Genomic DNA, 12,213 nt, shown 5'->3' on the forward strand with positions numbered 1-12,213 from the left:
GCGTTCGTGCCCGCCGACCGGGCACTCACGCAACGCGATTCGTCGTTGTCGGGGTGTCAGAGGTAGCGGCCGACGTGGGGCAGCGCCTTCTTCGGCGTCTTCGCGTTGAAACCGTCACCGATCGCGCGCAACCGCCAGTCGCCGCCGTCTCGGCTGATGACCGCCATCGCGACCGCCGTGAACGGCATGCCGCCTTTGAGGGTGTAGCGGGCGAGTTCGGCTCCGGTCGTGTCGTCGACGAGGCGGCAGAACGCGTTGTCGATCTCCTCGAAGGTCTGCCCGCGGTAGGAGGTCACGATGAACACCAGCGCGTCGATGTGCGGCGGGACCGATTGCAGCGCAACGCGGATCACCTCGTCGTCGCCCTCGCCCTCGCCGGTGAGGTTGTCGCCGGAATGGACGATGGAACGGTCGTCGCTCGTGAGATGTCCGTAGTAGACGATCTCCGTGCACTGGCCGCGCGAGTACATCAGCACCGATGCGTCGAGGTCGATGTTGCTCGACCGGCCGAACCGCCGGGGGACCGGGTCCCACCCGAGTCCCATGCTGATGTTGGTGAGCTTCACCCCGCCTTCCTTGCGGAGGGTGACCTTCTGTCCCTTCACCAGGCTGACCGGGCGGTCCTTGCTGAGACTGATCTCCGGGGCCCGCGGCGGCGCGGGAGGCGGCGAAGCGGCGGCCGGGGTGTGCGCGGGCGGCGTGGAGTACGTGGGCGGCGGTGTGTGGGTGGGCGGCGGCGTGTACGCAGGCGGCGTGGCCGGCGGCGGCGTGTACGCGGGTGGTGTGGCCGGCGGGGGCGTGTACGCGGGTGGTGTCGTCGCAGCCGGAGTGGGTGCCGGTGGTGGGGTCGGCTCGTCGTCGACGCTCACGCCGTGATCGCGGACGAGGTCGGCGAAGCCGCCCGCGTAGCCCTGTCCGACGGCGCGGACCTTCCAGTCGAGACCTCGCCGGTACACCTCGAGCGCGATGACCACCGACTCCGTCGTCAGGCCGGTGATGGCGTAGTCGTAGAGCTCTCGGCCGGCGGCGTCGGAGACCCGCGCGACCGGCGGGGCGAAGCGGCCGAACGTCGAACCCGGGTCCGCGAGGGTGATGACGGCGCGGACGGAGTCGATGTCGGCCGGGAGGCTGTTGGTCGAGATGCGCAGCCGTCCCGGGCCGCCGGGGGTCTGCTCGAGCGAGACGCCCGGCCCGGTCGGCTGGTTGTAGAAGACGAAATCGGCGTCGCTGCGGACGACGCCGCGGTCGGTCACGAGCAGCGCCGACAGGTCGGCTGCGGTCGCCAAGTCGACGGAGATGACGAGTTGGGAGGTCGACAGCGGGCCGTTCTGGCCCTTGATCAGCGCAGGCATGCGAGCGGAGGAGTCCTTTGCGGTCGGTCGTGAGCACGAGAGGGGCGGGCGGACCGGCATCCGGTCCCGGGGTCAGCCTAGCGAGGCCCGCGACAGGACGGCACCCGTCGAGTTGCGATCGACCGACGGACAGATTGATGTCGGTATGTCCGAATAGGCTGCTCGTCATGGTTGGTAACCGGGTTGGCACGCAGTTCGGTCCCTATCGTCTCGACGAACTGCTGGGCCGCGGCGGCATGGGCGAGGTCTACCGTGCGTACGACACGGTGAAGGACCGGACCGTCGCGCTCAAGCTGCTGAACCCGGGTCTCGCCGACGACTCGACCTATCAGGAGCGTTTCCGCCGGGAGTCGCGTGCCGTGGCGCGCCTCGGCGAACCACACGTCATCCCGATCCACGACTGGGGTGAGATCGACGGCGTCCTGTTCATCGACATGCGGTTGGTCCACGGCGAGGACCTCCGCGCGCTGTTGACCCGCGAGACCAAGCTCGACCCCGAGCGTTCGGTGTCGATCATCGAGCAGGTCGCCGCAGCGCTCGACGCCGCGCACGGCGAGGGTCTCGTGCATCGCGACGTCAAGCCGGAGAACATCCTGGTCGGCACCAACGACTTCGCCTATCTCGTCGACTTCGGCGTGGCCCACGCCGACGAGGACACGCATCTGACCCAGACCGGGACCGCGGTCGGGTCGCTCGCGTACATGGCGCCGGAACTGTTCGACGCCGCGCCGCTGACCCCGGCGAGCGACATCTACGCACTCGCCTGCGTGCTCTTCGAGTGCCTCACCGGCCGCGTGCCGCACCCGGCGACCACGGTGAGCTCGGCGATCAAGGCCGCCCTGTTCGAGCCCCCACCCGCGCCCAGTACCGTCACCGCCGGCGTCCCGGCCGCGATGGACGAGGTCATCCGGCACGGACTCGCGGCCGATCCGGCACAGCGCTTCTCCTCGGCCGCCGAACTCGCCCGCGCAGCACGCGCGGCGTTGACCGGGGAGCCGGCACCGCGGTCGTACTCCGCGGTGAACCTGAGCAAGGCGCCCTCGACCGTGATCGCGCCGCCGGACCCAGCCTACGATCAGACCCAGGTGCGCCAGACCGGGCCGGAGTCCGTCGTAGGCGCGAATCATTCAGGTGCCCAACAGGTTTCGGAGCCCCACGATTTCCCCGGCACATGTCGGTTCACCGATTCCCAGCCGTACCCGACGGGGCAGCAGTTCTCCGGGCCCCAGCCGTACCCGGCCGCCTATGCGCCGCCGCCGGCCTACCCGCCCGCGTACCCTCCGGCCGAGCGTCGGCGTTCGCCGGCGATCCCGATCCTCATCGGACTGATCGTCGTCGCGCTCATCGGTCTCGCGGTGGTCGCGGGCGTGTTGCTGGCGGGGACGGGCGACGACACCTCGGACACGGCTTCCGAGCCGACGACGCCGACCGTCACCGAGACCGTCGTCCCGCCGCAGACGCAGAATCCGCAACCCGCTCCGCCGCAGCCCGCCGTACCGAGCGGTTCGACACCGTGCGACTCCACGGTCGGGGTGGGGACCTCGGTCACGAGCTGCCCGTTCGCCTTCGCCGTCCGCGACGAGTACTTCCGCGCCGGTGGTGCGCGGACCGCCCGCGTCATCTACGCGGCGAGTCCGGTGACCGGCCTGACCTATGCGATGACCTGTGTGCCCGAGGGGTCGGTCGTCACGTGCCGGGGCGGCAACGATGCGGTGGTGCACATCTACTGATGGCTCAGCCCACGAACGCGAACCCGCGAGACATGACACCACCGGCATCACGAGGCCCGGCACGGGGCGGTTCGCTCCTCACGCGCTCGAGGGCGGGGGTGGCACTGGCCGGCGCGGTGGCTCTCGGTCTCGCCGCGATCACATCCGCGTGTGGGAACGCACCCGATCCGAAGCCGATCACCCCGGTGACGGTGACGGTCACCTCGACCCCGCCGAGCCCCACCCAGCCCCCGACACCCGGTTCGTCCGCTGTCCCGCCGGCGTCCGACGCCGCTCTGGTGGCCGGGTTCGAGAAGGTCGCCGCGCCAACGGGATCGACGGTCGGCATCTCGATCGCGCCGGTCGGAGGGAATGCCGTTCCCGGTTTGACGCTCGGCGACCAGACCCCGCAGGTCGCCTGGTCGACCATCAAGGTGCCGCTGGCGATCGCCGCAGAACGCCGCAACGGTCCGAGTCCGGCGGCGCGCGCGGCGATCGTCGACTCCGACAACGCCTCTGCCGAGGCCCTGTGGTCGTCGTTGGGAGGTGGACAGGCGGCCGCCGACGCGGTCACCGAGGTGTTGCGTGACGGTGGCGACACGACGACGGTCGTACCGGCCACCCAGCGTCGGGCGGGTTACACGACCTTCGGCCAGACCGTGTGGTCGTTGCCCGATGCCGCAACCTTCACCGCGCATCTGCCGTGCATGTCCGGCGCCGGCAACGTGCTCTCGCTGATGGGGCAGGTGGCCGGCAACCAGCAGTGGGGAGTGGAGATCATGTCCGCGCCGCGGGCCACTGCGGTCAAGGGCGGATGGGGGCCGGGGATGTCGTCGGGCTACCTGGTGCGCCAGATCGGGCTGTTCACCTTTCGCGACGGCCGACGCACCGCGGTCGCCATGAGTGCCGTGGCGGGAACGATGAGCGGCGGGATCGCCGCGCTGAACGCGATCGCCAACTGGTTGAACCGGAACATGACCAAGCTCCCGCGCGGCAACTGCACGTGACGGGGGGCGGTCCGCAGACGCGTCCCGGAAAACAGCGCCTGAGAAGCGCCGCTCAGGCGAAGCGGATCGCGCTGTGCCGCCGGCGCCCCGCTGGAGGGCGGAATTCGGGGGCGGTTGCCGCCCGTGACCTGAGGCAGGCTCCGGGCCGGTCGCGGCCAGGTACCGATTGGGTCAACTGACTGGTTCCGCGACTCACACCGACAGTATTCTCCTGTTTCTAGAGTGACTCAGGAGAAAATTGTGAAAGTTGTGACTCGGTTTGCCCTCGTCGTCGGAGCCCTCGCGATGAGTGTGGTGCTCGGCGTGGGGTCTGCGAACGCCGTGCCCCTTCCCGCGCTGCCGCCGCTGCCCGAGCCGTTCGCCACCTGGTTCGCGCCGCCGGAGCCCGTGGAGAAAAAGCTCGCGAAGAGCTATGCGGCCCTTGCGAAGTCGATGAAGAAGTCGCTCCCCGGGCAGGTCGGCGTCGCGATCGCACCCATCGGAAGCGACCAGGTGATCTCCTTCGGATCGCTCAAGGCGGGCCGGGCGTGGTCGACGATGAAGGTGCCGGTCTCGTTGGCCGCGCAACGCGAGCGCGGGCCGGAGGTCGCGAAGATGGAGGACAAGGCCATCACCTTCTCCGACAACGACGCGGCCGGCGAGCTCTGGGGTGTGCTCGGCGGTGGACGCGCATCGGTCGACGCCGTCACCGCGGTGCTGCGCGAGGGCCACGACACCCGGACTCACGTCTCCTCCGAGATCGACGACCCGCCGTCGTATCCCGGCCACACCTCCTGGGCCCTGCGGGATCAGGCCGTCTTCGGAGCGCACCTGCCCTGCTTCCGAGACAGTGAGAACATCATCCGCCTGATGAGTCAGGTCGCCCCCAACCAGCAGTGGGGGATCGCCAGGGTCGGGCGCGAGAAGGGCGCGGTCACCGCGGTCAAGGGCGGCTGGGGTCCGGCGACGTCGAAGTCGTCCGGCCATCTCGTGCGACAGCTGGGGATCATCACCACCGCCGACGGTCAGGTCGCGGTGTCGATGGCGGCGATCCCGCGAAGCGGTTCCTTCACCGACGGCACCAAGATGCTCACGCGCGTCGGCAACTGGCTGGGCAAGAATCTCGCCGACCTGCCGAAGGGCCGCTGCTGACGGCCTCCGATGGATCAGGCGTCGGCCGCCTCGTGGCGTCCCGCGGGCGCCTGCGGTGCCCCCGCCGGGCGGCACAGCGCGGCCGCGATCGCGGTGGTCAGGGGCACCGACAGCGCGATCGCGATACCGCCGACGAACGACCGGGCGAGCTCGACGGCCACCACGTCGGTCGTGAGCAGCCCGCCGAGCGGCTGCTGGGCCACCGAGAACAGCAGCATCAGCGGCAGGGCGCTGCCGGCGTAGGCGAAGACCAGGGTGTAGACGGTGCTGGCGATGTGGTCTCGGCCGACGCGCATCGCGGCGCGGAACGTCGCGATCCGTGAGGGTTCGCCGGCGGCGGCGAGCTCGAAGGCCGCCGACGCCTGGGTGATCGTGACGTCGTTGAGCACACCGAGGGTGCCGATGATGAATCCGGCCAGCAGGAGGCCGCTCACCGAGATGTTGCCCTGGTAGACCTGCAGATTGGTGGTCTGGTCGCCCGACAGGCCCGTGAGGTTCATCGTCTTGATCGCCAGCCAGCTCAAGAGCCCGGCCAGCAGCAGTGATGTCAGTGTTCCCAGGAGCGCCGACGAGGTGCGCAGGCTGATCCCGTGCGCCAGGTAGAGCACGACGAACAGGATCACCGCCGACGACACGACCGCCACCGCCACCGGTGACGCGCCGTCGAGGATGGCGGGCAGCGTGAACACGATCAGCACGCCGAAGGCGAAGGCCAGGCCGAGGATCGAACGGAAACCGCGCCAGGCCGCGACCAGGACGATTGCGGCGACGAACAGGATCGCCCACACCACCGTCGCGGTGCCGCGCTGGAAGTCGAAGAAGCTGTAGTTCACGCCGCTCGGACTCGGGATCGCGGCGAGGCGTATCGCGTCGCCGACGCGCAGGATCGGCTGCCCGGCCTGCGGGGAGTCGCTGGTCCCCGGGGCATCGGCGCCTGGGGCGGTGCCCGACTGGGCACGCTCGGTCGGGATCTCGAGCACCGTGTACCGGCCGCTGTGCTCGCCGGAGTCGATGCGCACCGTGTTGAAGATGCAGGCGCCGTCGGCGACCGGGTTGACCGGGATGTCGGCGGTCTCGAGGACGCTGCCGGCCACCGAGCTCAGGCAGTTCGCCCGGAACTGGTCGACGATCTCGCCGTCGACGGTCTGGATGGGACCGCCGTCGGCGGTCCGGAACTGCGTGGGGATCGGATGGTCGGCATCCGACGGCCAGAGCACGGCCATGCCGATGACCACGGCCACCCCGGTGACCGCCAGTGTCGCGATGACGAACCACTTGGCGAACGGGGACAGGGCGTGGGAGATGTCGGTCAGGTGCGGGTGACCATGTTGAGTGCGCGCCACGCCGGTGAGCCTATGCGCAAGCGCCCGGGTCGCGGAACGGCGACCCGGGCGCTCACGGACGTGGCGGCCGGAACTCGGCACAATTCGTCGCAGAGTGCGACACCTGCGTGATCACAGCGGCAGCAGGATGTCCTTCACGGTCGGATCGGTGGCCAGGAACTCCTGCACGGCGGGGTCCTTGAAGGCGGCCACGAGGTTCTTGATGTTCTCGGTGTTCTCCCACTCGGTGCCGATGGTGAGCTGGCCGGCGAACTCGTCCGGGGCCGGCGGCGCGAAGATCTGCTTGGAGATCGGGATACCCGCCGCCAGGTAGTACTCGGTGTAGCCGACGGTGGCGTCGAGGTCGGCGAGCGACCGGGACTGCGCGGCGAAGTCGAGCAGGACGAACTGCAGGTTGCGCGGGTTCTCGGCGATGTCCTTCTGGGTCGCCTTCCACTTGTCGATGCCCGGCTTGAGGGTGATCAGGCCGGCGCGCTCGAGCAGCCACAGGCCCTGGGCCTCGTTGGCGGGATCGGAGTACAGCGACACCTTGGCGTTCTGCGGCAGGTCCTGCGGGTTGGCGTACTTGTCCGACCAGATGCCGAAGCCCCAGCGGAAGACGGGGGTCGCGGCGACCTCCTTGAAGTCGGGGTTGGCCTCGAGGACCTGCGACAGCCACAGCTTGTGCTGGTAGATGGTGCCGGCGACCTCGCCGTCACTGACCGCGCGGTTCAGCGTCGTCGAGTCGGACAGGCCCTTGAACGCGACCTTGATGCCGTACTTCGGGGCGACCTCCCGGCTGACGAACTCGACGAGCGCCTGCTCGGCGGCGTTGCCCTCGGCGGTGACGACGGTCAGCGTCGCGCCCGGGGTCTCGTTGGGGGAGGTCGAGTCGGAGCCGAGAAAGCGCCAGCCGAGCACGCCGGCCAGGACGGCGACCACGACGAGAACGCCGGCGATCAGCGGCCAGCGGCGTCGCGTGGAGATCTCGATGCCGGAACCCGATGCGGGAGAGGGCTTCTGCGTCTCCGGCGCGCCGGTGTTGAGGTCGGAGGACATGGATGGACCTTTCGTGGTGAAAGTGCGGATCGCGGAGGGCGATTCGAGGGAGGGTTCGGTGCGGCCGGACGCGGTCAGTGGTTGACGCGCTTGTTGGTCACCGGGTTCAGGCTGCGCACGAGTGCGTCGCCCGCGAGCTGGATGAGCGCCACGGTGATGACGAGGACGATGATCGTGGCGATCATGACGCCCTGGTCGAAGCGCTGGTAGCCGTAGGTGACCGCGACGTAGCCGAGGCCGCCCGCGCCGATGGTGCCCGCGATGGTCGAGTACTCGATCATCGCGATCGTGTTGATGGTCAGGCCGCCGACGATGCTCGGCAGCGCCTCGGGAACCTGTGCCTTCCAGATGATCTGGGCGTTGGAACCGCCGGAGGCGCGGGCGACGTCGATGGTCGAGGCGGGCACCGAGCGCAGCGAGTTCTCCACGATGCGGGTGAAGAACGCGATGCCCGCGATGGACATCGGGACCACCGCGGCGGCGATGCCGATGTTGGTTCCGGTCACGAGACGAGTGAACGGGATGATGGCGGTCATCAGCACGAGGAAGGGCAACGATCGCCCGATGCTGATGATCCAGGACAACGGCGTGTGCAGCGCGCGGTTGGGGAAGAGCCCGCCCGGGGCGAGGTTGTGGACCAGCGCGCCGAGCGGCACCCCGACGACCAGCACGATCACCATCACGATGCTCACCATGAGCACGGTGTCGACGAACGCCGGCAGCAGCAGGTCGGGGATCTCGTCGACGGGGACGGTGATCGCGGCGAGATGGCTTGTCGTGCTCATACCGCCACCTCCTCCTTCTTCGTCAGGATGTCGTTCGTCGTGGCGTCGTGGTCATCGGCCGGATCGGTTGCCGCGCCGGGTGTTTGCGTGGTGCGGGCGGACAACCCGAGTTCGGCGGCAGCGTCGACGAACGCCGACACGTGGTCCGCCGGCACCGACACGGTGAGGTCGCCGAAGGCGATCCCGTCGACGGTCTGGACGTTCGCGCCGAGGACCGAGATCGGGATGCCGAGTCGGCCGCCGAGCCGCGTGAGCCAGTCGGCCGGCACCGAGGTGTCGTTGTAGACGACGTCGATCGCGGCCTGATCGGCACCCGCCCGGGCGGCCGGCCCACGAGGCCGGAGTGCCCGTCCCAGAACGGAATCCGGATCGAGCACCAGGTCGTCGAGCCGTCCGTGCTCGACGATCCGGCCGTGGTCGAGCCGTCCGACGGTGTCGGCGACGCGGACGATCGTGTCCATCTCGTGGGTGATGAACACGACGGCGAGGCCGAGTTCGTCGCGGACCTCCGTGAGCAGGTTCAGGAACGTGTCCGTGGCGGCCGGGTCGAGGCCCGACGTCGCCTCGTCGGACAGCAGCACCGACGGCTTGAGGGCGAGCGCGCGGGCGATGCCGACGCGCTGGCGCTGGCCGCCGGAGAGCTGATGCGGGTACAGGTTCGCCTTGTCGGCCAGGCCGACGAGATCGAGCAGATCGGCGACCCGTGCCCTGGTGGACGCCTTCGTCGCGCCGAGGTATTCCAGCGGCAGGGCGACGTTCTCGGCGGCGGTCCGGCGGGCCAGCAGGCTCGACGACTGGAACACGGTCCCGATACGACGACGGGCGTCGCGCAGGCCGGACGTGCCGAGGGCGGTCAGGTCCTCGCCGTTGACGACGACCTTGCCCGACGTCGGGCGCTCCAGGAGGTTCAGGCATCGTGCCAGGGTGCTCTTGCCCGCGCCGGACGGCCCGACGACGGCGAAGATCTCGCCCGAGTCGACGGTGAAGTCGATCTCGTCGAGCACCGTGGTCGGCTTCGAGGTGCCGGCCCCGAACACCTTGGTGAGTTCTACCACTTCGATCATCTCGGCACCCTCGTCACTTCGTCCCGGACAGGATGAGGCGGTTGGTCTCACGGATCGAGTCGTCGATGGTCGAGTTCACGCCGCCGACGCGGTAGGTCGATCCGCGGTGGTTGTCGGGCAGCAGGTCGCCGCGGCCGAACAGCTTGTGGCGCAACGTTCCCGGTACATACTCGCGGTCGTAGAGGCCGCGACGCTCGAGGGCCGGGATCACATGGGTGACGATGTCCTCGAACGTGCCCGGGGTGATCGCGTAGGCGAGGTTGAAGCCGTCGACGTCGGTCTCGGCGACCCACTCCTGCAGGGCCTGCGCGACCTCGTCGCCCGAGCCGATGAGGACCGGTCCGGTGCCTCCGATGCCGCCCCATTCCGCGATCTCGCGCACGCGCCATTCCTCTCCGGAGTCGCTCGCCTGCTGGAACGCGGCGACGGCGGACTGGATGGCGTTGCTCTCCACATTGCCGATCGGCTCGTCGATGTCGTAGGCCGCGAGGTCGATGCCCATCCACCCCGACATCAGCACGAGCGCACCCTCTTCACTGGCGTACCGCTGGTACTCGGCGGCCTTCTCCCGTGCGGCCTCCGGGGTGGAGTCGGTGATGATGGTCAGCAGCGTGTAGATCTTGGCGTCGTAGGGATCGCGGCCGGCCAGCACCAGTTCCTCGCGGATCTTGCCGCCGACGTCGCGCAGGATGGCCTTGGTGGGCGCGGCGACGAAGATCGCCTCGGCGTTCTCGGCGGCGAAACGACGACCCCGTGGCGACGCTCCTGCCTGGTAGATCACCGGCGAACCCTGCGGCGACGGCTCGCAGAGGTGCACGCCGGGAACGGTGTAGTGCTTTCCGCGGTGGCCGATGTGGTGCACCTTGGCGGGGTCGGTGAAGATGCCGCGCTCGCGGTCACGCAGGACCGCGTCGCGTTCCCACGAGCCCTCCCACAGCTTGTAGAGGACGGTCAGGTACTCGTCGGCCTGGTCGTAGCGGTCGTCGTGCTGGAGCTGGTCGTCGGCGCCCATGTTGCGCGCCGCCGACGGCAGGTACCCGGTGACGACGTTCCAGCCGATGCGACCTCCGGTGAGGTGATCCAGGGTCGACATCCGGCGGGCGAACGGGAAGGGGTGCTCGAAGCCGGTGCCGGTGGTGATGCCGAAGCCGAGATGCTCGGTGGCATGGGCCATCGCGGACACCAGGAGGATCGGGTCGTTGACCGGGATCTGGGTGCCCTGGCGGATCGCGGCCTCGTCGGTGCCGGCGTACACGTCGTAGACACCGAGCACGTCGGCGATGAACAGGCCGTCGAAGCCGCCGGTCTCGAGAAGCCTTGCGAGATCGACCCAGTAGTCGATCGTGTTGTAGTCCCAGGCCCGGTCCTTCGGATGGCGCCACAGGCCGGGGGACTGGTGCGCAACGCAATTCATGTCGAAGGCGTTGAAACGGATCTTGCGGGTGGTGCTCGTGCCGTTGTCGGGGGTCACGGCGGGCTGCTTCGGTTCAGACACCCGAGGAATGATCCAGACGGATCGGCGGAGTCGCCATCTTTGCGCGCATCGCGGGCTAAATTCGACTCGTGCGCGGAAAAGATGTGTTAAGCGACGGCCTCGGACGCATCGCGGAGAACGTTTCCGCAGTTCTCGACGGGTTGGGGCCCGACGAGTTGAATCGCGCTCCGGCCCGGGGCGCGAACACGATCGCGTGGCTTGTCTGGCATCTCACACGTGTCCAGGACGCCCAGGTGGCGGATGTCGCTGGGACAGAGGAGGTATGGCGTTCCGGAGGTTGGTTCGAGCGGTTCGGTCTCGACCTGCCGGCCGAGCACACCGGGTACGGGCACACCCCGGCGGACGTGGCGCGGGTCGTCGTCGACGACGTGTCTCTGTTACAGGGGTACTACGACGCGACGCACGCGGTCAGCCGGGACTTCATCGAGTCGTTGTCCGACTCGGACCTGGACCGGGTGGTCGACGCCCACTGGGACCCGCCGGTGACCCTCGGGGTGCGGCTGGTCAGCATCATCGACGACGACGCCCAGCACATCGGTCAGGCCGCGTACCTGCGGGGTCTGTTCGCCTGAGACGTCCGGCCACCGGCGAGGCAAGCCGGAAGCCGGCCGACCCTGGACTCCAGGCCGGCCGCTCCCCGTTCCCCACGCCGGAGGCGTGAGGCAGTCATTCACCGCCGCAGGGGTGAGGCAGTTGTTCACCGCCGGAGGCGGGGAAGCCGTCGCGTCTGGCGGCGCCGGCTAGGACATGCACCCCTTCAGCGTCTGGAAGTCCCCCGCGAAGGCCGGTCCCTTGCATGTCGGGCCGTTCTTGCCGTCGACGACCACCTGACCGCCGGGGCCGGCGATGCCGATCGCCAGTCCGGCACGGTCACCGGTCATCGTGACCGTCGCGCCGGGGCCCAGGGCGATGGCGGCGGGACCGGCGAAGTTGTCGGCGGTGGAGGAGGCCTTGCCGCCGTTGTCGGTGATGGCGAGCGCGAGGCCGGTCGGGCCGGACTCGGCGCTGCAGGATGCCGCCGACGAGGTCTGACCCGGGAGGGCCGGACAGACCGTGGGGGCCGCCCCGGCCGACGGCGCCGCCGCGAGGGAGACCGCGGTGGCGCCCGCCGCCGCGACGACGAAACCGAGTGCTGTGCGTGCAACTGTCTTCATGTCGACTCCTTTGTCGAGGACTGCTGTCGAGTACTGCTACTGCGCGTGTGCGAGCACTGAGCCATTCGGTTCCGGCTCGCCCGTCGGATGGGGCCGTGCGTGCACCATGGCGGGCTCCCGCCGGGCTTGCGCATA

Annotated in this window: 11 protein-coding genes; 4 read left to right on the forward strand and 7 right to left on the reverse strand. The window is 69.5% G+C overall.

All coding sequences use genetic code 11. The features are described 5' to 3' along the window. Nucleotides 1–56: 56 nt before the first annotated feature. Nucleotides 57–1,352, reverse strand: coding sequence for a TerD family protein (locus E1P53_RS18720; protein WP_006900515.1), 1,296 nt, complete (start codon nucleotides 1,350–1,352; stop codon nucleotides 57–59). A 167-nt stretch (nucleotides 1,353–1,519) separates the two neighbouring features. On the opposite strand from E1P53_RS18720, the gene E1P53_RS18725 reads away from it, so the two are divergent. From E1P53_RS18725 to E1P53_RS18735, 3 genes are all read left to right on the forward strand, one after another. Continuing rightward, the gene (locus tag E1P53_RS18725; protein ID WP_131735152.1) at nucleotides 1,520–3,082 is read left to right on the forward strand and encodes a serine/threonine-protein kinase; all 1,563 of its coding nucleotides are present in this window, start codon (nucleotides 1,520–1,522) and stop codon (nucleotides 3,080–3,082) included. A 98-nt stretch (nucleotides 3,083–3,180) separates the two neighbouring features. Continuing rightward, nucleotides 3,181–4,068, forward strand: coding sequence for a serine hydrolase (locus E1P53_RS18730; RefSeq protein WP_131735153.1), 888 nt, complete (start codon nucleotides 3,181–3,183; stop codon nucleotides 4,066–4,068). Between the two features lie 285 nt (nucleotides 4,069–4,353). Then, nucleotides 4,354–5,199 carry a serine hydrolase gene (locus tag E1P53_RS18735; protein ID WP_131735383.1) on the forward strand — a complete coding sequence of 282 codons (846 nt, stop codon included), beginning with the start codon at nucleotides 4,354–4,356 and terminating at the stop codon, nucleotides 5,197–5,199. Between the two features lie 14 nt (nucleotides 5,200–5,213). Here E1P53_RS18735 and E1P53_RS18740 read toward each other — a convergent pair whose 3' ends face one another. The 5 genes from E1P53_RS18740 to E1P53_RS18760 form a co-directional block, all read right to left on the reverse strand. Next, the gene (locus E1P53_RS18740) at nucleotides 5,214–6,542 is read right to left on the reverse strand and encodes a YibE/F family protein (protein WP_006902184.1); all 1,329 of its coding nucleotides are present in this window, start codon (nucleotides 6,540–6,542) and stop codon (nucleotides 5,214–5,216) included. Nucleotides 6,543–6,653: 111 nt separating this feature from the next. Next, on the reverse strand, nucleotides 6,654–7,580 hold the full coding sequence (locus tag E1P53_RS18745) for a MetQ/NlpA family ABC transporter substrate-binding protein (protein ID WP_131735154.1): 927 nt from the start codon (nucleotides 7,578–7,580) through the stop codon (nucleotides 6,654–6,656). Nucleotides 7,581–7,654: 74 nt separating this feature from the next. Continuing rightward, a complete protein-coding gene (locus tag E1P53_RS18750; protein WP_006902186.1) occupies nucleotides 7,655–8,365 on the reverse strand; it encodes a methionine ABC transporter permease in 711 nt (236 codons plus the stop codon). Further along, a complete protein-coding gene (locus E1P53_RS18755; RefSeq protein ID WP_131735155.1) occupies nucleotides 8,362–9,429 on the reverse strand; it encodes a methionine ABC transporter ATP-binding protein in 1,068 nt (355 codons plus the stop codon). The genes E1P53_RS18750 and E1P53_RS18755 overlap by 4 nt, the downstream gene beginning before the upstream one ends. 13 nt (nucleotides 9,430–9,442) lie before the next feature. Continuing rightward, nucleotides 9,443–10,924 (reverse strand): LLM class flavin-dependent oxidoreductase, encoded by a 1,482-nt coding sequence (locus E1P53_RS18760; RefSeq protein ID WP_371831010.1) that lies wholly within the window; start codon nucleotides 10,922–10,924, stop codon nucleotides 9,443–9,445. A 68-nt stretch (nucleotides 10,925–10,992) separates the two neighbouring features. Here E1P53_RS18760 and E1P53_RS18765 point away from each other — a divergent pair, with 68 nt between their 5' ends. Further along, complete coding sequence (locus E1P53_RS18765) at nucleotides 10,993–11,496, forward strand: mycothiol transferase (protein WP_131735156.1); 504 nt, start codon at nucleotides 10,993–10,995, stop codon at nucleotides 11,494–11,496. 168 nt (nucleotides 11,497–11,664) lie between these two features. On the opposite strand, the gene E1P53_RS18770 is transcribed toward E1P53_RS18765, so the two are convergent. Then, on the reverse strand, nucleotides 11,665–12,078 hold the full coding sequence (locus tag E1P53_RS18770) for a hypothetical protein (RefSeq protein WP_006902190.1): 414 nt from the start codon (nucleotides 12,076–12,078) through the stop codon (nucleotides 11,665–11,667). Between the last annotated feature and the right edge of the window lie 135 nt (nucleotides 12,079–12,213).

Source organism: Gordonia paraffinivorans, assembly GCF_900683595.1.
Classification (GTDB): domain Bacteria; phylum Actinomycetota; class Actinomycetes; order Mycobacteriales; family Mycobacteriaceae; genus Gordonia; species Gordonia paraffinivorans.

Bases quoted from the DNA above. Each gene is read 5' to 3' on its own strand.
- E1P53_RS18720 (WP_006900515.1), bottom strand. From the start codon at position 1,352: ATGCCTGCGCTGATCAAGGGCCAGAACGGCCCGCTGTCGACCTCCCAA.
- E1P53_RS18725 (WP_131735152.1), top strand. From the start codon at position 1,520: ATGGTTGGTAACCGGGTTGGCACGCAGTTCGGTCCCTATCGTCTCGAC.
- E1P53_RS18735 (WP_131735383.1), top strand. From the start codon at position 4,354: ATGAGTGTGGTGCTCGGCGTGGGGTCTGCGAACGCCGTGCCCCTTCCC.
- E1P53_RS18745 (WP_131735154.1), bottom strand. From the start codon at position 7,580: ATGTCCTCCGACCTCAACACCGGCGCGCCGGAGACGCAGAAGCCCTCT.
- E1P53_RS18750 (WP_006902186.1), bottom strand. From the start codon at position 8,365: ATGAGCACGACAAGCCATCTCGCCGCGATCACCGTCCCCGTCGACGAG.
- E1P53_RS18755 (WP_131735155.1), bottom strand. From the start codon at position 9,429: ATGATCGAAGTGGTAGAACTCACCAAGGTGTTCGGGGCCGGCACCTCG.
- E1P53_RS18770 (WP_006902190.1), bottom strand. From the start codon at position 12,078: ATGAAGACAGTTGCACGCACAGCACTCGGTTTCGTCGTCGCGGCGGCG.